This window comes from uncultured Oceanisphaera sp., from assembly GCF_947495715.1.
Lineage (GTDB): Bacteria > Pseudomonadota > Gammaproteobacteria > Enterobacterales > Aeromonadaceae > Oceanimonas > Oceanimonas sediminis.
In genome coordinates this window covers 1-19,390 of the sequence record NZ_CANLZU010000008.1, presented here as the reverse complement: position 1 = coordinate 19,390, position 19,390 = coordinate 1, and the positions used below count along the sequence as shown (strand labels likewise).

The 19,390-nt window shown below is 56.6% G+C and carries 18 protein-coding genes; 3 read left to right on the top strand and 15 right to left on the bottom strand.

Annotation, left to right across the window (positions count from 1 at the left end; all coding sequences use genetic code 11):
- Positions 1-13 precede the first annotated feature (13 nt).
- From Q0753_RS06390 to Q0753_RS06375, 4 genes are all read right to left on the bottom strand, one after another.
- Positions 14-1,207 (bottom strand): lipocalin-like domain-containing protein, encoded by a 1,194-nt coding sequence (locus tag Q0753_RS06390; RefSeq protein ID WP_298718664.1) that lies wholly within the window; start codon positions 1,205-1,207, stop codon positions 14-16.
- A gap of 26 nt (positions 1,208-1,233) precedes the next feature.
- Complete coding sequence (locus Q0753_RS06385; RefSeq protein WP_298718662.1) at positions 1,234-3,741, bottom strand: FtsX-like permease family protein; 2,508 nt, start codon at positions 3,739-3,741, stop codon at positions 1,234-1,236.
- The gene (locus Q0753_RS06380; RefSeq protein WP_298718660.1) at positions 3,732-4,418 is read right to left on the bottom strand and encodes an ABC transporter ATP-binding protein; all 687 of its coding nucleotides are present in this window, start codon (positions 4,416-4,418) and stop codon (positions 3,732-3,734) included. Before Q0753_RS06380 ends, Q0753_RS06385 begins: the two co-directional genes overlap by 10 nt.
- Before the next feature lie 551 nt (positions 4,419-4,969).
- A complete protein-coding gene (locus Q0753_RS06375; protein WP_298718658.1) occupies positions 4,970-6,607 on the bottom strand; it encodes a BCCT family transporter in 1,638 nt (545 codons plus the stop codon).
- A gap of 171 nt (positions 6,608-6,778) precedes the next feature.
- On the opposite strand from Q0753_RS06375, the gene Q0753_RS06370 reads away from it, so the two are divergent.
- The gene (locus Q0753_RS06370) at positions 6,779-7,621 is read left to right on the top strand and encodes a LysR substrate-binding domain-containing protein (protein ID WP_298718656.1); all 843 of its coding nucleotides are present in this window, start codon (positions 6,779-6,781) and stop codon (positions 7,619-7,621) included.
- A 5-nt stretch (positions 7,622-7,626) separates the two neighbouring features.
- On the opposite strand, the gene Q0753_RS06365 is transcribed toward Q0753_RS06370, so the two are convergent.
- From Q0753_RS06365 to Q0753_RS06355, 3 genes are all read right to left on the bottom strand, one after another.
- Positions 7,627-8,163, bottom strand: a complete 537-nt coding sequence (locus tag Q0753_RS06365) for a sugar O-acetyltransferase (protein ID WP_298718654.1) — start codon at positions 8,161-8,163, stop codon at positions 7,627-7,629.
- 132 nt (positions 8,164-8,295) lie between these two features.
- Complete coding sequence (locus tag Q0753_RS06360; protein ID WP_298718854.1) at positions 8,296-8,943, bottom strand: LysE family transporter; 648 nt, start codon at positions 8,941-8,943, stop codon at positions 8,296-8,298.
- Positions 8,944-9,010: 67 nt separating this feature from the next.
- Positions 9,011-9,349, bottom strand: coding sequence for a zinc ribbon domain-containing protein YjdM (locus tag Q0753_RS06355; protein WP_298718652.1), 339 nt, complete (start codon positions 9,347-9,349; stop codon positions 9,011-9,013).
- A 184-nt stretch (positions 9,350-9,533) separates the two neighbouring features.
- On the opposite strand from Q0753_RS06355, the gene Q0753_RS06350 reads away from it, so the two are divergent.
- Positions 9,534-10,979 carry a heavy metal sensor histidine kinase gene (locus Q0753_RS06350; protein ID WP_298718650.1) on the top strand — a complete coding sequence of 482 codons (1,446 nt, stop codon included), beginning with the start codon at positions 9,534-9,536 and terminating at the stop codon, positions 10,977-10,979.
- A gap of 51 nt (positions 10,980-11,030) precedes the next feature.
- Here Q0753_RS06350 and Q0753_RS06345 read toward each other — a convergent pair whose 3' ends face one another.
- Positions 11,031-11,426 (bottom strand): cytochrome c, encoded by a 396-nt coding sequence (locus tag Q0753_RS06345; RefSeq protein ID WP_298718648.1) that lies wholly within the window; start codon positions 11,424-11,426, stop codon positions 11,031-11,033.
- Between the two features lie 66 nt (positions 11,427-11,492).
- Positions 11,493-11,987 carry a cupredoxin family protein gene (locus tag Q0753_RS06340; RefSeq protein ID WP_298718646.1) on the bottom strand — a complete coding sequence of 165 codons (495 nt, stop codon included), beginning with the start codon at positions 11,985-11,987 and terminating at the stop codon, positions 11,493-11,495.
- 232 nt (positions 11,988-12,219) lie between these two features.
- Between Q0753_RS06340 and Q0753_RS06335 the strand changes: the two genes are divergently transcribed.
- Positions 12,220-12,897: a heavy metal response regulator transcription factor gene (locus Q0753_RS06335; RefSeq protein WP_298718644.1), complete on the top strand. Its 678-nt coding sequence runs from the start codon at positions 12,220-12,222 to the stop codon at positions 12,895-12,897.
- Positions 12,898-13,000: 103 nt separating this feature from the next.
- On the opposite strand, the gene Q0753_RS06330 is transcribed toward Q0753_RS06335, so the two are convergent.
- The 6 genes from Q0753_RS06330 to Q0753_RS06305 all read right to left on the bottom strand — a co-directional run bounded on the left by Q0753_RS06330 (position 13,001) and on the right by Q0753_RS06305 (position 19,327).
- Complete coding sequence (locus Q0753_RS06330) at positions 13,001-13,345, bottom strand: DUF4377 domain-containing protein (RefSeq protein ID WP_298718642.1); 345 nt, start codon at positions 13,343-13,345, stop codon at positions 13,001-13,003.
- Positions 13,346-13,610: 265 nt separating this feature from the next.
- A complete protein-coding gene (locus tag Q0753_RS06325; protein ID WP_298718640.1) occupies positions 13,611-13,859 on the bottom strand; it encodes a DUF3297 family protein in 249 nt (82 codons plus the stop codon).
- Positions 13,860-14,197: 338 nt separating this feature from the next.
- A complete protein-coding gene (locus Q0753_RS06320; protein ID WP_298718638.1) occupies positions 14,198-16,915 on the bottom strand; it encodes a cation-transporting P-type ATPase in 2,718 nt (905 codons plus the stop codon).
- A gap of 152 nt (positions 16,916-17,067) precedes the next feature.
- Positions 17,068-17,697: a type B chloramphenicol O-acetyltransferase gene (catB, locus tag Q0753_RS06315; RefSeq protein WP_298718637.1), complete on the bottom strand. Its 630-nt coding sequence runs from the start codon at positions 17,695-17,697 to the stop codon at positions 17,068-17,070.
- Between the two features lie 85 nt (positions 17,698-17,782).
- Complete coding sequence (locus Q0753_RS06310; RefSeq protein WP_298718635.1) at positions 17,783-18,322, bottom strand: hypothetical protein; 540 nt, start codon at positions 18,320-18,322, stop codon at positions 17,783-17,785.
- 513 nt (positions 18,323-18,835) lie between these two features.
- A complete protein-coding gene (locus Q0753_RS06305; protein WP_298718633.1) occupies positions 18,836-19,327 on the bottom strand; it encodes a hypothetical protein in 492 nt (163 codons plus the stop codon).
- Positions 19,328-19,390: the final 63 nt, after the last annotated feature.

Below are 19,390 nucleotides of genomic sequence, written 5' to 3'. Positions count from 1 at the left end.
CTGCCTGCTGGTATCAATACCCGGTCATCTCCAGATAGCCCTGGCCGCGCGGTGCGCCACTGACCGCGTCGGTGACGCCGACCGCGCCTTCCCAGTAGGGCACAGAAGTGTTCATCCAGCGATTGGCGTGACGCGCCGTTATCTCGAGCTCAAGGTTCTGATCGGGTAGCGTCAGGCGCCAGCGCACCGGCACGCGATGGCCGGAAGCCGTGGCAAACGCCTGCGGCACCAGGGTGAACGCGTCGGTATTGAGCGGCGAGACCTCGCCATCGGGAGTGATCCAGCTGCCGGAAAGATAGTCATCGTGGTTTTCACCCCCGCCGCGCAGGCGAAAGACCATCAGCCGGGCGCCGCTGTCGAGGTGCAGAGAAAACCAGTCCCAGCCGGTCTGGCCGGCGCTCAATAGCTGGCTGCTCCATTCCCGGTCCAGCCAGGCTCGTCCGCTCACCGCCACCCGCTCGCCGTTAAGCCACACCTCTCCGCTGACGCGATAAAAGGGCTGGCTGTAATACATGGAACCCTGCCCGTCGGCCGACTTCTGGCTAAAGCCATTGATGCCATGGCGCACCAGCGGCCCGTCGGCCTCCAGCTTCAGTTGATAACCAAAGGGGCCCTTTTCGTCTTCGGCTTGCGCGGTCAGCATAAGCTTGTCCAGGGCATCGCCGCCGGCTGCCGTGGTCAGACTTTCCAGCCGCCAGTCATCCAGCCAGGCACGAAAGGGCCGGGCCGTCACCCCCGCCTGCTGCGCGGCATCGGGTAAAGGCTCTCGAGTTCCCCGTGCGAAGCGTTCGGCCACACGATGGCGTTCACCACGAGACAGCGCCATGTGCGCCATCCACAGTTGATCCGCAGCCCAGGGATCGGTGTTTGCCTGACCGACAGTATTGGTGCCGGCAGCCGGTGCTTTTGGCTGCTGCGCCTGGCGGAACAAGGTCCACTGCATGCCCAGCGGCTCGCCGTTCTCGTCTTCCAGGTTGGCGGTGAGATACCACCACTCGATACGAAAGTCCGGATGCGGGCCGTGATCTTCGGGGAAAACGAGTTCGGTCGCGGGGCTGGCGTGAGCGTAGCCCTGGCCTGCTGCGCCCAGATCGGCAAAACCGGCTCGGTCGCTACTCCTGTTCGCCTCCGCACCATCGCCAGACTCGGACCCGGGTTCAGGCGCCGGGCCACAGGCGCCGAGCGATAGCAGGCACAGAATGAACATACCTCGACGCCGTGGGCTCGGTGGGTTCATGGGTTTTCCTCCTCTGCCAGCAGTGCCCGGGGTGGCGTGCGCCACAGCTTGAACATCGGCAGCGCCGCCGCCAACAAGGCCACCAGCACGGCAATCGCCACGGTCAGGCTCATCTCAACCGGAAAAACATGCAGCGGCAGCCGCCAGCCAAAGGCCGCCACATTGATGCCCCACACCAGGCAGGCGGTAATAGCGATGCCCAGAGGAATGGCCAGCAGCCCGGTTACCAGCGACACACCGGCCAGCTGAGCCAACTGAATGCCCAGCAGCCGACGCAGTGGTACCCCCATCGCCCACAATGTTGCCACGCGTTGACGCCGCTCCCGGGCTTGCGCCAGCAAAGACGCCAGCAGCGCCAAGGCCGCCACCGACAGCGTCAGGGCATTCAACGCCCGGGTAATGGCAAAGGTGCGCTCGAAAATGGCGGTTGCAGTGGCTTTGATCTCGCGCTGATCTCGCAGGCTTTGCAGCGTCAGGTCGAAACGCTCCGTCAGCTGCCGACGAAGCAAACCGGCATTCTCGCCAGGCTGCAGCACGATGCCGATGGCCGCCGGCGGCACCCCGAACAGTCGCCGCACCAGGGGGGTAGCCAACACCACCTCGCCCCGCGGGTTACCGTAATCCGGGTAAATGCCTACCACCATCACCGTTTCAACGCCGCCGGGGGTGGCCAGGCTGAGCCGGTCGCCCAGCGCAATCCCCTCACCCAGCGCCAGCTGCTCGTTGATAAAGGCCTCGCCCCGCTGAAACGCCAGCCAGGCGGCGTCTCGATCATCAAGGGTGGCGAGCAGCGGCCAGTCGGCCATCAGCGTTTGCCCCGGCGTGATGCCGAATACCGGGAGCGGCAGGCCTAAGCGGCGAGCGTTGTTGTCGGCAGTGATCTCGAGCAACCGGGATTCGGCGTCGGCGGTGATCAGCCGCTCCTTGACCGCATCGTTCTGGGCAAGCCAGCTGTCGATATCGGCAAAACGGGCCGCCGGCGGCTTGAGGTAAAGATCCGCCATCAGCCGTTGATCGAGCCAGTCGAGAAAGGTCAGACGAAAACCGCCCACCATGCTGCCGACGCCCAGGTTGGCAGCCAGCGCAATCAGCAGTGCCATCATCGCCAGCGACAGCCGTGGTAGCTGCAGTTGCACATCGGCCAGGGCCCACTGGGTAAGCGGCCAGCTTCGCCCCGGGCGATTAAAACGAGTGAGTACGCCAAGCAACACGTTCAGCAGCCAGCCCAGCAGCGGTGGCAACCACAGAGCCGCGGCCAACATAATGGCCGCCACCAGCCCGAACCCCGCGCCCAATCCTTCGCCACCGGGCCGGGTGCCAAGCCAAAGCCCGAATGCCAACGCCAACAGCGCAGCCACCCCGCCCAGCCGCGTTTGCAGCCGCAGTTGGCGCTGAAAACCGCTGCGCCAGCTTTGCGCCTGCCCCAGCCCCAGCACACTGAGGCGGCTTGCCCGCCACAGCACGCCGCTGCCGGCAATAAACAGGCCGCCCAGCGTGACCCCAATACCGCCCAGCCAGTAATGCCAGGGCAGGCTGAGCGTGCTGCCAACATCGGCGCCGTAAAGGTTTTGCAGGGTGGCGGCCACGTCGGGAAGCAGGGTGCCGGCCAGCCACAGCCCGCTCACCAGCCCGGCCAGCGCACCCAACAGCCCAAGCAGCACCAACTCCAGCGCCAGCAGAGCAACCAGGGTGCGGCCCGGCACGCCAAGGGCACGTAGCGTGCGCAACAGCCCAAGGCGTTGCTCAAGCGCCAGCCCCAGCGCCGCCTGCACGATAAACAAACCCACCACCAGCGCCAGCAGCGCCATAGCCGTAAGGTTGAGGTGAAAGCTTCGGGTCAGATCACCGGGGCTGGCCCGGGTATCGGCCCGCACCAGCGTAAATCCGACGGGGGCCGCAGGCAGGGTGTTTGCGGCGCTCACCAGCGCGGTGATCCCCTCGCCCACTCCCAGCAAGCGGGCGGCAATGGCGATATCCATCACCAGGGTATTGGGCGGTAGTTCGGGCACCTCGATCAATGGTGGCAACGGCGTGCCACCGGCCAGGGTGTGATCAGGGCCCAGCTCGACGCGGGTATCGGGCGCCAGCCGGGTTTGCCAGGGCGGCATGATAAAGTCCTGCAGCGTCCCCGTCGCTCGCGTGCTGGCCAGGGTGCTGTCGCCGGGCAGCGTGAGGGGATCGATTCCGATGAGGGTGAGCGTGTTGCCGCTGTCGGTCACCAGCTCGCCCTCAAGCAGTGGCGAGACCAGTACCCCTGCCCGGCGCAGTTGAATGAAGTCGCCCCGGGTCAGTGCCTGGCCATTGTCACGTTCGAGACGATCAAAACCGCTGCCCAGCAGCGCCTCGGCCCGTGCATAGTTGTCTCGCGCCGAGGCATTGATGGCCTGCACACCGCTCCATAGCGCCCCTGCCACCCAGAGCCCCAACAGCAGCATGGCCAACTGGCCGGGGTGGCGCCGGTAGTGCGATAACAACGTCGCCAGTGCCACCCACATCAGGCGCATGGCAAGCCGCTCTGAGCGGGGTCGGCCAGCAGTTGACCCCGGTGCAGCACCACTCGACGATCCAGCGGGGCCGCGACTTTGGGACTGTGTGTCACCATCAGCAGGCTGCTGCCGCTTTCGGCAACCAGCTCCAGTAACAGTTCGAGCACGGTTTCGGCGGTGGCTTCGTCAAGGTTACCGGTGGGCTCGTCGGCCAGCAACAACGCCGGGCGAGACACCAGCGCACGACCAATGGCCAAACGCTGTTGCTGACCACCCGACAGCTGCTCGGGATAGTGGCGCTCGCGTCCGGCCAGACCCAATCGCTCCAGCAGCCGGGCCGACCAGGCAGGGTCTTCACGCCCCGCCAGCCGGGCCTGCAGCCGCAAGTTGTCGGCCACGTTGAGGCTGGCAACCAGATGAAACTGCTGGAACACCAGGCCGATGGTTTCGCGCCGCACCCGCGCCCGACCGGCTTCATCCAGCCCGGCCAGAGACTGGTTGCCGATGCGAACCTCGCCCCGGTCGGGCAAATCGAGCCCGGCGGCCAGGTGCAGCAGCGTCGACTTGCCACTGCCCGACTCGCCCATCAACGCCAGACTTTCGCCGGCGCCAAGCTGCAGGTTTACCCCCGATAACACGCTAAGTGGCCCCTGCGGGGTGGTGTAGGTCTTGTAGACATGGCGAAACTCGAGCATGGCAAACTCCCTGTTTTTCACACCAAGATAGTGGCATAGATTTGCAGCCTGCCACAGCCTGCGTGAAGTAATACCAATCACATCAAGTATCTGATCAGATATTGGATTGGATCGCCAGAGGCAACACAGTCGCCTCCCACGACACGCCATGAACTCATCCCTGAGGGCTCGGGAAATGCCGTCTGACCGCCAGGGAGGGCGGGAATGCCGGAACGGCAGGAGCATTTTCCGGTCATGGCATTTCACGGTCGTGGCAGTCGATCTCTGTTGCCTCTTCTCGAGCACCGAGTTGCCTGTAGACGATACCAACAAGCCACTCCCTGGCATCAGGGAGGATAAAGGGATCTGCTCCGCCGACCATCCGCGCCATGGATGGCGCGGCTGAGCCTCCAGGGAGGGATTCACGGCGAGTCGGAGGAGCGGGCCCTTTGTCCGACCTTTACAGAGTAACCGAATAGATCAGTTATTTAAGCTGTTTGGTATAACGCCAGCACAAGGGTACAGGGTGAAAAGAAGGGGGAAGCATCGCCTCCCCCTTTTACAACATGAAATCAGATACGAGGTTCGGTACGCAGCCCCTGCACCACCGAGTAACCGGAGATCAGCACCACCACCATAAAGGGCACACCGGTGATCAGTACCGCGGCCTGCAGCGCCGTTAACCCGCCGCCCAGCAGCAGTGCGATGGCAATCGCCGCCTCGATCGCGACCCAGAAAATACGCTGAATGCGCGGAGAGGTCACCTTGCCCCCCGAGGTAATGGAGTCGATCACCAGGGATCCGGAGTCCGACGAGGTGATAAAAAACACCATCACCAGCACAATGCCCACCAAAGAGGTAATGGACGACAGCGGCAGTTGCTCCAGCATGGCAAACAACTGCAGCTCCAGCGCCGCGTTCTTCGCGCCTTCATAGCCCTGCCCCAGCTGCCACAAGGCGGTGTCACCAAAGGTGGTCATCCAGATCACCGACACCATGGTGGGCACCAGCAACACGGCAATCAGGAATTCACGCACGGTACGCCCGCGGGATACCCGCGCAATAAACATGCCCACAAACGGCGACCAGCTTACCCACCAGGCCCAGTAAAAGGCGGTCCAGCCGTGAATAAAGTCTTCATCGGTGCGGCCAAAGGGATTGGCCAGCGACGGCAGCTCGGTCAGGTAAGACACCAGGTTGCTGACAGCACCGGTGGCAATCAGCAGCGTGGGCCCCACCACCATCACAAACAGCATCAACAGAATGGCCAGCGCCATGTTGAGCTGCGACATGCGGCGTACGCCCTTGTCTACCCCGGCCACCACAGACACCAGAGTGATGGCGGTAATACCCAGCACCAGCAGCACCATGGTGCTGGTGTCGTTGGGCACGCCAAACAGGGAATGCAGCCCGGCAGCCGCCTGCGATGCTCCCAGGCCCAGCGAGGTAGCCAGGCCGAACAGGGTGGCAAACACCGCCAACACATCAATTACGTGCCCGGGCCAGCCCCACACCCGCTCGCCCAGCACCGGATAAAACACCGAGCGAATGGTCAGCGGCAACCCTTTATTGAACGAAAACAACGCCAGTGCCAGCGCAATAATGGCGTAGGTAGCCCAGGGGTGCATGCCCCAGTGAAAAATCGAGGTGGCCAGGCTTAGCGACTGGGCGGCGCCATCCGAGGCCAGCTGCTCGCCCAGCGGGCCGGTAGTCCCGGCGCGAAGGTCGCCAAAATAGGTGAGCGGCTCAGACACGCAGTAGAACATCAGCCCTACGCCCATGCCGGCGGCAAACAGCATGGCAAACCAGCCCGGGTAACTGAAGTCCGGTTTGGCGTGGGTACCGCCCAGACGAACCCGCCCCAACGGTGAAAAAATCAGCCCAACGGCCAGTATCACAAACAGATTGGTCGACAGCATAAATGCCCAGCTCAGATTGCTGGTGAGATAGCTGCGAATGCCACCAAAAAAGGGTTCCATCGCCTCGGGCATGGCCAGGGTAACGGCCACAAAGGCCAGAATGACCAGCGAGGACCAGGTAAACACCGTGCTGTGCAGGTCGATTTTCAGTCCGAAAAAGCCGGAGGTGATGTTGTCCTGGCCAATGACATAATCGGTATCGATAAGGTTGGAATGCCCATCGGGCGAAGGGATACTCTCGGCAGCCGCGCTGGGCGCTGCTGCCTCAAGTCGGTAATACGCTTCGTTCATGATGTACCTGTCAGCTGAATGAATTCAGAGTCGGGATAAGAAAATTACGCCAGACTTGTCTTGAAGACGCGCATTCTGAATAATGAGCCACCATCATGGAAACGAAGAGTTTCGATACACCCATCATGAATCGTGATACCTATGTCTGATCCCTGTCGCCCTCTTGACCTCGTGCTGCTGACAAGCTTTGTTGCCGTGGTCGACAAAGGCGGCTTTACCGCCGCCGCCAACCACCTGCACCTGGCGCAATCCACGGTAAGCGCGCACATCAAGCGGCTGGAAAATGTGCTGGAACGATCCCTGCTGCAACGCAAGCAGCAACTGGCCGTGCCCACGGCCGCGGGTGAACGCCTGCTGAGCCACGCCCGCCAGATGCTGCGCCAGAATGCCCAGGCCTGGCAGGATGTGCGGGATCAGCGTCTGGCCGGCGTGGTGCGCCTCGGCATTCCCGAAGATTACCTGAGCTATCTGCCCGGGGCGCTTTCCGACTTTGCGGCCCGCTTTCCCGACGTAGAGCTGGTAGTACACTGCGGCCTGAGTGTGGATTTGATTCAACAGGTAAAAACCGGGGCGCTGGATCTGGCCATTACCACCCGCCAGCCCCGCAGCCCGGGCGGCAAGGTGCTGCGCCGCGAGCCCATGGTGTGGGTGGGCGCCGCCGGTTACGACACGCACCGGCGCTCGCCCCTGCCGTTGGCGGTGTCCAAACAGGGAGTCTGTATCTTCAGAGAGCATACCCTGGCCAGCCTGGACGCCGCTGCCATTGACTGGCGCATCGCCTACACCAGTGCCAGCCTGTCCGGCCTGTCGGCCGCCGTGCGCGCCGGACTGGCCATTACCGTGCTGACCCCGTCCATGCTGGGGCCCGACATGCGCGTACTGGGCACCGACGACGGCCTGCCGGCGCTGCCCAGCATTGAAATCGCCCTGCATCGCAGCAGCAAAGCCGCCACCGAAGCCACCGAGCAACTGGCGCTGCAACTGCACGCGCACATCGAGGGATACAGCCCCTGAACCGTTTAAATATCCCTTATTTTCACGGCCGGATTGCCTGCCACCACGCTATTGGCTGCCACATTCTTGGTTACTACACTGCCCGCACCAACCACGCTGTTATTCCCAATTGAAACACCGGCCAGCACTATTGCCCCGGCGCCAATCCATACGTTATCGCCAATGGTCACCGAGGCACAAAAGTTGCCTTTTTCCAACCGCGCAGTTGGGTTAACCGCATGCGACACCGCCAATAACTGTACGTTGGGGCCAATCAAACAGTCGCGGCCAATGACAATGGCACCCGCTTTTACAGGGGAGTCGAGCAGGGTGCAGTTGATATTAATAAAGGTGCGTTCACCAATGGTGATGTGATTGCCGTAATCACAATGAAATGGCGGTTCAATCATCACTTGTTCACCGCAATGGCCGAAAAGGGTTTTCAAACGTTTTAAATTCCCTCTGCTCGGGCTTTTGGTAAAGGTACGGCAAATTTCATGACTGTTTTTACGGGCGGCAATCAGCTCGGACGTGAGGCTGTTAAATGCGATGTGAGTTGACATTGTTGTGACTGAAAACCTGGTGAGTGGGTAAAGGAGGGAGAGTGATTCACTGCCGGTTACATGCAATGTTTGCTGTGTAATAACTGAGAGAAGGGAGTTTGCACAAGCTCAAGTGTCATCGCCGCCCCCTGGTTATGCTTTTTCATCCATGCCGGTAGAGACAGCCAGCGCACCGCCTAACACCATAAAGAGACCGCCTACCCCACGGTTAACCCGTTTCATGTTTTCGGCTTTGGAAAGCCAGGGGCTTACCTTCGAACCCAGCGCGGCATACATGAACATGGAGCTACAGTCGATAACAAACCAGGTGCATGCCAGCACCATATATTGTTCAAGCTGGGGCAATTGTGCATTCATGAAGCCAGGGAACAAGGCGATAAAAAACAACAAGTCTTTCGGGTTGCTGATGCCGACCATAAAGCCTTTGCGAAACAGCGCATAACAAGAGCGGCTTGCCGATTTAATTTCATCAGACTCCTTGCTTGCTATGTTGATGCTGCCTTCTTTCCAGGCGCTGTAACCCAGATAAATCAGATAGCAGGCACCTGCAATCTTGATGGCAAAAAACAGATTTTCCGACGCCACCAACACAGCGCCCAGCCCCACGGCTGAAATGGTCATCAGCATCAGGGCGGCAATGGCACCACCGAGAATGGTGGCCATTGCCTTTTTATTACCAAATTTCAAACCATCAGATATACATAATAAAGCAGAAGGGCCCGGGCTGAATATCAGGATGCTGATCACACTGATGTAAAGCAACCATATGCTAAATTCCATGCTCACTTCCTTTATTATGCATAACGCCGTTTATGCGCCGGTTTGATTTTTAATCAACCGGAATCGCTCAGGCTTTTTTCACAAACTTCGCGGTGACCATCATTTCACCGGCGCCGTCTACCTTGCAGTCGAGTTCGTGATCCTTGCCTTCCACTATGCGTCTGATCAGCGCCTTGGTACCGATTTTAATCACCAGAGAACTGCCTTTCACCTTAAGATCTTTGGCTACGGTGACCTTGTCACCCGCTTCCAGCAAGGTTCCATTCGCATCTTTTGCGGTCAGAATGTCTTCGTCGGTAACGACTTCGGACGGGTTCCATTCATGGGCACACTCGGGGCAGACCAGGTTATTTTGATCCTGATATGCGTATTCGGAATTGCACTTGGGGCACGGAGGGATTGACATGGATGATGACTTCTGTAGATGAATTTGGCCTCTATGATAATGGCTCTCTGCGGCCTTGGCGAGTACTACCTCTTCACTTTGTTGACGTTGACGTGAAGACACAGGCCCGGCTTTATGGCTCGGGTATCGGTATAAAATGGTACCTTGGGTGCCGGTTGAGTTTGACAGGATAAACAACAACATCATGGGCAGTCATCTCTCTTTAACCACCCGCCTGAGCCTGGTTTTCAGCATCAGCATGCTGGCCATCTGGAGTGTGGTGAGCCTGGTGCTTATACAGGCGCTGGATCATCACTTTGCACGCCAGGATCAAACCGACATTCGGGGCCGCATCATACTGGCCGAAAACTTTCTCTCGGCCCATGTGCAGAGCAACAACCGAGACTGGTCGGTGCTGCAGGCGCGCCTGAGCGATGCGCTTTCGGGCCACGGTGGTTATTATCTGCAAATGACGGATTTGAACGGCAAGACACTGGTGACGGTGGGGCCGCATTCGCAAACGCCATCACAGACGGGACTGAGTCGACCTCTGCCCGCGCCCGAGGCATTGCCGTTGGCAGAAAGCTGGATCGAAAACGGTATTCGTTATCGCAGCATGACCGAGCAATTTGTGCTGAATGGGTTGCCCTCTGTCTCGGCGTCGACCGGCCTGCCCGACTCGGTGCTAATACGGGTGGCGCTGGACACCAGCTATCACCAGCACTTTATCGACGACATTAAGATCGGGCTGGCCTGGCTGACCGGGGGTATTGCGCTGGTGTCGGTGCTGCTGGGATGGTTTGCCTCACGCATGGGGCTGACGCCGCTGCACAGCCTGGCTCGCCTGTCGGCGCGGGTTACCGCCAACCGGCTGGATCACCGGCTGCCGGTAGCTGGTGCGCCCGCCGAGCTGCATGGCCCCATTAATGCGTTTAATGACATGCTGGACCGGCTGGAAGACTCGTTTCAGCGATTAACGGCCTTTTCTTCCGACATTGCCCACGAGCTACGCACCCCGGTTAACAGCCTGATGATGCAAACCCAGGTGGCACTGGCGCACCCGCGCCATGCCGAAGAATACAAAGAAGTGCTCTATGCCAACCTGGAAACCGCCGAGCGGTTGGCGAGGATGATTGGTGAAATGCTGTTTCTGGCCAAGTCGGAGCAGGGTCAGTTGGGCATGCAGCCCCAGCCGCTGGCCCTGGCCGATGAGCTGGATGAACTGCTGGAGTTTTTTGAGCCGCTGGCCAGTGAACAACAGGTGCGGTTGCAACGCCGGGGTAACGGCCGCCTGCTGGGCGACAAGTCGATGCTGCAGCGGGCATTCAGCAATCTTCTGACCAACGCCATTCGCTATACGCCGGCCCAGGGCGAGGTGCGTATTAGCATCGGCAGCAACGCTGAGGGCACCACGGTTCAGGTGGCCAACCCGGGTCCGGCCATTCCGCCGGAACAATGGCCCCGGCTGTTCGACCGTTTTTACCGGGCCGACAGTGCGCGCCAGCCGGTCACCGAGGGCACCGGGCTGGGCCTGGCCATCGCCAAGGCGATTATCAGCGCCCACGGCGGCAGCCTGTCGGTGCAATCCGATGAACGGGAAACCTGCTTTACCGCCTGGTTTCCCACCGGCCCGGGTGCTGTAACAACCTAACCATCACGAAATAACCGTAACGTCATAACGACAACACAGGGCAGCGGCGGCCTAGTGAATGCCCTGTTGCCGCTGCTGCTCGCGAATATAGGCAATGATGTCGCTCACCTCGTTGCGGCTGATGCCGTCTACCGGCGGCATGTCACCAAAGCGCCAGTGGTGGGCGCGCACCCCGTTGGCGGCCGCCCGGTAAAACGCCTCGTCACCATGATGTGACGGCTCATACACCTTGTGAATAAACGGCGGCCCCTGGCGCGTACCGTTAAGGTCGGCACCGTGGCAGCTGGCACAGTTGTCTTGATACGCCAGCTTGCCCAGGCGCAGTTGCTCGCTTTTAGCGGACGAGTCGTTCAATAAAAAATGGCTGGCCACCATGGCAAGCGGTGCCAGTATCGCCACCGCAATGGCCCACGGCCATCGGCTTTTTGCCCTTGATGTGTTGTTCACGCTACGGTTTATCCTCTTGTGCTGGTCACTCACGGCGGGCATGTGCCTGCGCTCATGCCGCGGGGGTTACTCTACCCTGATGCTGCCTTTCATGCCCGCTTCCATATGGCCGGGGATCAGGCAGGCAAAATCAACGGAGCCGGCCTGATCGAAGGTCCAGATCAAGCCACCCACCTGGCCCGGCTGCAGGCTGATCATGTTGGACTCGGCGTGCTGCATGTCGGGCATTTGGCGCATCATTTCGGCATGCTCCTGTAAGGATGCCAGGTTGCCAATCACCAGTTCGTGCGCCAGCTTGCCCTTGTTTTTAACGAAAAGGCGCACGGTTTCCCCCGCCTTTACCTCGATTTGAGCCGGTGAAAAACGCATGTCGTCGCTCATCACCACCTCTACGGTACGGCTCACCTTGGCTGCGGTGCCGGGGCGGCCCACGCCGTGCATGTTCTGCTGCATGCCGGCCATGTCGTGACCCTCATGGCCACCGTGTGCACCATGTTCACCGGCGGCCAGCGCCAGGCCCGGCAGCAGAGACAGCATTAAAACGGACAGTGTTTTTTTCATGTGTGTTTCCTGATGTGTTTAATCGCGCAATGATGAATCGCTTACGCACGTTGCCAATTACTGGACAGAGAATAGAAAGATGACCCTGTCTGCAGCATGACGCCAACATTACAAAATTGTCATCTTGGCGCCCCGCCACGGGCACTGTGTATCATGCGGTAACGATAAGGGTTGGATCACCTGCCCGGGGCCGTCATCATGCTCCTAACAGACAGTGCAAAGAGAGTGCGCCATGAAGATTTTGATCATTGAAGATGAGCAAAAAACCGGAGATTACCTGCAAAAAGGGCTGAGCGAGGCGGGATTTGTGGTGGATCTCACGCGCAGTGGCCTGGACGGTTTTCATCTGGCGGTGAGCGAGCCTTACGATTTGATTATTCTCGACGTGATGCTGCCGGATCTGGACGGCTGGAAAATTGTAGAGGCGCTGCGCAACAAGGGCCGGCAAATGCCGTTGCTGTTTTTAACCGCCAAAGACAGCGTGGAAGACAGGGTAAGAGGGCTGGAGCTGGGGGCCGACGATTATCTGGTCAAGCCGTTCGCCTTTTCCGAACTGCTGGCCCGAGTGCGCACCCTGCTGCGCCGGGGCACGCCCCAGCCCCAGAGCAACCAGCTGGAAGTGGCCGATTTGGTGTTGAATATGGCGCGCCGCAGTGCCATTCGCGCCGGTGAGCATATACACCTCACCACCAAGGAATTTACCCTGCTGGAGCTGCTGGTGCGCCGGCAGGGCGAAGTATTGCCGCGCTCGTTAATCGCTTCTCTGGTGTGGGACATGAACTTCGACAGCGATACCAACGTGATTGACGTGGCCATTCGCCGGCTGCGCGCCAAAATAGACGACGGTTTTGAGCTAAAGCTCATTCAAACGATCAGAGGCATGGGCTACACCCTGGACGTACCGCAATAACTCGGCGCTGCTCCGGCGGCTGCCAGCAGCATCATCACTGCCCTGCTACTGCGCCATCACAAACAGGTCACGGTGCCGGCCAGCCTTGTGGCTGGCCATGCGCTCAAGGCCGGGCTTTTTGCTTGTCCAGCACCTGCAACAGGCGGTATTGATACAAGCTGGCATCCGCCGGTGCCGTGGCCGGCGTAAAGCGCTGGCGGCGCTCAATCCGTAGCGTCTGTTGGTAGCCCGGTTCAAACTCGAAGCCCTGAATACGGTCATAGAACAAGCCACCATCCACCACCAGGCACTGCATGGGGCCAACCCCAACACAGTCGACCCGTTGCGGCCCCACCGTAACGGTCATCACTTCTGCCGTTGCTTCGGCATCGCCGCCGACCGTGGGCTCACCGCCTGTTGAACACCCCGCCAGCAACAGTGCCAGTAATGCCGTGATACGTTTTTTCATTGAGAGATTCCTGATCAGCATCGCCACTTGGGCGAATTACGTTTTATGGTTACGCGTTATTGCATCACAACTTTGTTCAGATAAAAAGCCGACAACCGATTCGATCACGACTTGCTTGCCCCGGGTAATTAGATGCTATAGCACGCTGCGAATTGAAAAGAGCCTTTATTATTTAACGTGGTAATAATTTTTATTGCACGAAAAAAACAGGGCCTGAATTGCTTCAGGCCCTGTTTATTGATAATGCCGAACAGTATAAAAATACTCAGCAGTAAAAGGCTTCAACCGTGCCTTTTAACGTAATCAGCATCGGCTGGCCGCGACGATCCAGTGCTTTGGGCGACGGGATTTTAACCCAACCTTCACTGATGCAATACTCTTCAACATCGGTACGCTCTTTGCCGTTCAGGCGAATGCCAATGTTATGCTCAAAGCACTCTGCCACATGGTGTGGGCTGCGAGGATTACCCGAGAGGCGGTCTGGCAGTGCGGGTTGCGCGTTAGTGTCGGTCATGTTTGTGATCTGCAAGCAATAAAAGGGGCGTTATTATATACAATTCTCGCCTGCCGCTCAAGAAGTGCAGAAATAAACCGAATAGCTGTATATATTCACTTCGTTGATTCATTTAAAAAAGGTAACTGGCTCCCCAATAAAAATCTATTTTATTACAGCATCAGAAACAAAAAATAAAACAGAAGGGTCAGGGATAAATAATGGAACACCAATCACGCCGATATAAAGTAACCATAAAATCAACTCCATGCAGCCCCGCCAATTAAATATCGGTTCAATTAACAGCCGAAGCCGCCGCTCTGATTCAAATGATGAGCAGGCTATCGCTGCCGTGTTAGTTAGCCCTTACGCCCGCGACGAAACGCAAGACGAATCTGCTTCTCGGTCTCGATAAGCGCAAATAAGGCAGCGCCAATGGCCAGGATCAAGACCCCATCGAGAAACGGTATGGCTTCGGTGGCAAACACTGTCTGCAGCGGCGGCAGATAGGTAATGGCAAACTGCGCCGCCACCACCACCAGCACCACTATCCATACCACTTTTGTGCCGCGTACCGCCTGCCAGGTCAATGAGGTACCGTAGATGTTGCGAATAAAGAATAGATGAAAAATCTCCATCGCCACCAGGGTGTTCACGGCCAGGGTGCGCGCCAGATCCACCGAATATCCGCGCTCGATGGCGTAGTTGAAAATGCCGTAAACGCCGCTCAGGAAAAGCAGAGACACAAAAACGATATGCCATATCAGCTCGCCGCTTAACAGCGGCTCGTCTCGCTGCCGGGGAGGCCGGCGCATCGTGTGCTCTTCCGTTGGTTCAAATGCCAGCGCTATGCCCAGCGTTACCGCGGTGATGAGGTTGACCCACAAAATTTGAACCGGGGTAACAGGCAACGTCATGCCGAAGAACAGCGCCACCATTATGGTCATGGCTTCACCGGCATTGGTGGGCAGGGTCCAGCTGATGACTTTTTTCAGATTGTCGTACACGGTACGACCTTCTCGTATGGCGGCCGCGATGGAGGCGAAATTATCATCCGCCAGCACCAGCTCTGCCGCTTCCTTCGCCGCCTCGGATCCTTTCAGCCCCATGGCGATGCCTGCGTCGGCCCGTTTCAGTGCCGGGGCATCGTTGACCCCATCGCCGGTCATCGCCACCGTCATGTTGTGTGCCTGCAAGGCAGAGACCAGGCGTAGCTTATGCTCCGGACTGGTGCGGGCAAAGATGTCGCAGTCAAGCACCTGCTCTTTCAATTCACGATCGTCCATGCCGTCCAAATCGGCGCCGGTCAGCACCTTGCCGGAATTTTGCAGTCCGATCTCTCTGCCAATGGCCGCCGCTGTTTGGGCATGATCGCCGGTAATCATCTTTACCCGAATACCGGCGTGATGGCATTCCGCCACTGCGGCAATGGCTTCTGGCCGTGGCGGATCCATCATCCCCACCATGCCCAGCAGAGTGAGGCTACCTTCCAGATCCGCATTTTCCAGCACAGTGTGTGCCGGCGGCACCGCTTTAACGGCAAAGGCCAGCACACGCTGCCCCTGTGCTGCTATGGTTTCGGCTTGTTGCTCCCAGTAGCCGCTATTCAGCGGTTCCTGCTCGCCATCCGCTCCACGCTGGTTGTGGCACATGCCGAACATCCGCTCCGGCGCCCCCTTTACAAAAACAAAGGCATGGTTGTCATGATCGTGATTCAAGGTCGCCATAAAACGGTGCCGGGCATCGAAAGGTATGGCATCGGTGCGCGCCCAAGTCGCACTCTCTCTGCGGGCATCGACGTCCATTTTTGCGGCAAAGGACAGCAAGGCCCCTTCCATGGGGTCACCTTCTGCATGCCATACACCGTTTTTTTGATGTAACGCCGCGTCATTGCACAGCGTGGCGGCACGGGCAAGCTCGTCCAGCACCGCATATTCCGAGGGCGGAATCTTCGCGCCTTCCAGCATCAAGTCGCCATTGGGCGCATAGCCCTCGCCGCCCAGGGTGAACAGGTTCTGCCGGGTCAGTACCGACGCCACCATCATCTCGTTGCGGGTCAGGGTGCCGGTTTTATCGGAACAGATCACCGATACCGAGCCCAGGGTTTCAATGGCCGGCAGCCGTCGCACTATGGCGTGCCGCCTGGCCATTGCCTGTACGCCCACCGCAAGGGTAATGGTGAGCACGGCGGGTAGCCCTTCGGGAATGGCGGCAACCGACAGGCCAACCACCGACATGAACATGTCGGCAAAATCGTGATGGCCGACAAAATAGCCATAAGTTAACAACAGCGCCGCAATCAGCAGAATAAGTACCGTCAACCAGCGGGCAAAGATCCCCATTTGCCTGACCAGCGGTGTAGTCAGTGTTTCCACTTCAGACAGCAGGCTGCTGATGCGACCGATTTCGGTATTAGTGCCCGTGGCCACCACCACGCCCCTGCCCTGACCGGAAACGACCAGGGTGCCGGAAAAACACAGGCAGGAACGATCGCCCAGCGGGGCGTTTGCTGCCACCGGCTTAGTCTGTTTTTCGACGGGGACCGACTCGCCGGTTAAAATGGCTTCCTGCACCGAGATGCCGTGCGCGGTAATCAGGCGCAAATCGGCAGGCACCTTGTCACCGGCTTCCAGCAGCACAATATCGCCGGGCATCAGTTGCTCGCCATCAATGCTGATACGCTCGCCGCCACGAATAACATGGGCACGCGGCGCAAGCATCTGGCGAATGGCATCCATTGCCTTTTCCGCCTTGCCCTCCTGAACAAAGCCGATGATGCCATTGGCAACCACCACGGCCAGAATGACACTGGTATCGATCCAGTGACCCAGCGCCGCCGTAATCAGTGCCGAGCCGAGCAGTACATAGATGAGAATATTATGAAAATGCAGCACAAAGCGTATCAGCACATTGCGCCTGGCCGCCTCCGGTAAACGATTGGCGCCATATTGCGCAAGGCGCGCCGCCGCCTCAGACGAATTCAAACCAGAGGTGGAGCTGTTTAGCGCTTCAAGCGACGACTCGGCGGAGATACTGTGCCAGCTTGTCTGCGCCTTGTTTATCTTTGTTGTCTGCATTGTCGCGATCTACCTCCATGTTAAGGCCAGCGCTGACTATAGAAAGGGGCTGTTTTTTATGGGTAATTTGGAAAACTGACGCTGCCAGCATGCGCGGTTACGAAATGGAGGCGAAGCCGCAATTTACTAGGCGTCGCCGTGACTGGCCTTTGTTATCCGCGGACTTCTTTTTTCCAATACCCATATAGACCTTCAATGTCCGATGAACAAAGGTATTTCATACAATCTTTCAGCTTTAGCTCAGGCCAGGTCCACCATTCCATTTCTAACAGCATAGAAATTTCGGATTCTGAAAACCGAAACTTAATATGCTTCGCCGGATTAGAACCCACTACTTCATATGGCGCTACATCTTTAGTTACTACAGCACAGCTCGCAATAATTGCACCGTCCCCAATTCTCACACCAGGCATAATCATGGCTTCAGAGCCAATCCAAACATCATTTCCAATAATGGTGTCGCCCGAACGCTGGAAGCCGTCTTCGGCGCCCGCAAAGTTTTCATTGTTCTGGTAGAAAAACGGAAACGTACTAATCCAGTCATTTCGATGACCTTGGTTGCCAGCCATCATAAATACGGCACCTGAACCTATAGAGCAATAGCTGCCGATTATCAGTTTATCTACGTCATTTCTATCAGGACTCAGATAACGTGCACAATCGTCGAAGCTATGACCATGATAATAGCCCGAATAGTAGCTATGTTTACCAACGATAATATTTGGGTTCGTCACTTGTTCAAGCAACGAAACACCCAAAAAAGGAGACTCAAAATAGTTCATAAATCCAACTTTATCTCTAATAAAACAACGTTAAGCTAAACGGCGCAGCTTTCTGCGTCCAAGGATTGAGCGACTTGTTATAAGCCTATTCCCAGTAGTCATTTTTACACCAAACACAATGACCACCCTTAATATTTATTTTTGTATTCCTACACTCAACACACTGTGCATCCAGAACATTCAGAGTGTTTTCGCAAATGAAGCAGGTATATGAAGTATTGCTTAATTCGGATTGCACCAGAGTGTCGATTAAGTGAGTTCTCCAACGCCCGTGATCATAGCCTTCAATATTTTCAAAGTGTTCCTCACAAAAATTGCACTCCATTGCTTTGGATTTTTTGTTAAAGCCAAATAGCTTTTTGACTAGGCTTGGCTTCAAAGCTTTTACTGCTATTGATATTTCCTCATGAATCTCGAAGTACCTATAACCTTCCTTTTCATGCTCCGTCATAAAGTCGATTCGGTTACTCGGGGAGTTAAGGTGATAGATAAAACGAGACCTTATCCATTGATTCGAGCCAAAAAAGTGGGCATGAGCAGTTAAAATAGCCTCAGCTAAGTGAGCAGGCTCAATAAAATCTTTTGAGCTAACTGAATGCATGATTTTATTACGTATATTTCGCATTTCGTTAAACCATACTTTGAATGGTTCATCTAGCCTGCTCTCTGAATATGTATTATGTATTTTCACTAAATCTTGAGCGTCTATTGTACGAAACTCTGAAAAAATAATATCAGATTTATCGGCGTTTCTAGGCCAATTTCGAGAATCATTCGAAATCAATATATAAGGTGAAACTTCTGCAATTTTTCCTTTGATGTAAAACTCGACAGCTTGTTATACTAGCGTAAATGACGACATTAACTTAGGTTTGGCATGTAAAAAGAAGGCTTCTTCAAACTCATTCTCACAGCCTACAGATGTGTAATCACTGTAATCTTTTAGCAAAGCAATCAAATTATCCCACGCGGAATTCAACAACGAATCACCCATGTTGAAAAAATCATCTTTACATGGAATATCTAGAACCATTTTAACTACCTTCTTGATGGAACAATATACTAGTGGGGCTTATAACGCCCGCATTTGCGGCTGGTTTGGAGCGCAGCGGAAAATTTGTCCGACAGCAGCGCCTTGTTATGCGATTTCATCGTCATCTACCCAGCTTTTTTCCCACTCATAAAATGGGTTTCTATGCCCATTTGTAACCATGTTCATGAAAGTACTGTGCTTGAGAGCGTCGAGACTATCCGGCAATAAGCTTGGCAAGCCAATTTTGGCTCTTACTTGGTCTTCATCCCAGATGAGCATAGATTTTATAAAAGGTCTCAGCCAATCTTTTTCTTTATCTAAGTCATCGAATTCGCCTCGGACATAATTAATTCCATTTAGATAATAGAGGTGCAGAACACATCTTGTATTACAAAATGACACTAGATCATCATTTGAAATATCTGAATACTTCCATTTCAACTCACCTAGCTCGTCATTATGCTCCGCAACTTTACCAATATGTTTGTATAGCTCACCAGAAATATAAGGACAGTCTGCATAGAACGCTTCTGCTTTCTCTTCCTCAGTTAGACAGAGCACCTGGTATCCGGCATACCCTATTACATAAGCAATCACGTATAACGTATGTGGAATTCACTTCCTACTCCCTTTAGCAACATTGAAACTTCAGTCAGTAGC

Coding starts and splice junctions, on each gene's coding strand:
- Q0753_RS06390 (WP_298718664.1), bottom strand. CDS start 1,207: ATGTTCATTCTGTGCCTGCTATCGCTCGGCGCCTGTGGCCCGGCGCCT.
- Q0753_RS06340 (WP_298718646.1), bottom strand. CDS start 11,987: ATGAAAAAAACACTGTCCGTTTTAATGCTGTCTCTGCTGCCGGGCCTG.
- Q0753_RS06320 (WP_298718638.1), bottom strand. CDS start 16,915: ATGCAGACAACAAAGATAAACAAGGCGCAGACAAGCTGGCACAGTATC.
- Q0753_RS06385 (WP_298718662.1), bottom strand. CDS start 3,741: ATGCGCCTGATGTGGGTGGCACTGGCGACGTTGTTATCGCACTACCGG.
- Q0753_RS06330 (WP_298718642.1), bottom strand. CDS start 13,345: ATGAAAAAACGTATCACGGCATTACTGGCACTGTTGCTGGCGGGGTGT.
- Q0753_RS06350 (WP_298718650.1), top strand. CDS start 9,534: ATGGGCAGTCATCTCTCTTTAACCACCCGCCTGAGCCTGGTTTTCAGC.
- Q0753_RS06365 (WP_298718654.1), bottom strand. CDS start 8,163: ATGTCAACTCACATCGCATTTAACAGCCTCACGTCCGAGCTGATTGCC.
- Q0753_RS06335 (WP_298718644.1), top strand. CDS start 12,220: ATGAAGATTTTGATCATTGAAGATGAGCAAAAAACCGGAGATTACCTG.
- Q0753_RS06355 (WP_298718652.1), bottom strand. CDS start 9,349: ATGTCAATCCCTCCGTGCCCCAAGTGCAATTCCGAATACGCATATCAG.
- Q0753_RS06360 (WP_298718854.1), bottom strand. CDS start 8,943: ATGGAATTTAGCATATGGTTGCTTTACATCAGTGTGATCAGCATCCTG.
- Q0753_RS06375 (WP_298718658.1), bottom strand. CDS start 6,607: ATGAACGAAGCGTATTACCGACTTGAGGCAGCAGCGCCCAGCGCGGCT.
- Q0753_RS06325 (WP_298718640.1), bottom strand. CDS start 13,859: ATGACCGACACTAACGCGCAACCCGCACTGCCAGACCGCCTCTCGGGT.
- catB (WP_298718637.1), bottom strand. CDS start 17,697: ATGAACTATTTTGAGTCTCCTTTTTTGGGTGTTTCGTTGCTTGAACAA.
- Q0753_RS06380 (WP_298718660.1), bottom strand. CDS start 4,418: ATGCTCGAGTTTCGCCATGTCTACAAGACCTACACCACCCCGCAGGGG.
- Q0753_RS06310 (WP_298718635.1), bottom strand. CDS start 18,322: ATGCGAAATATACGTAATAAAATCATGCATTCAGTTAGCTCAAAAGAT.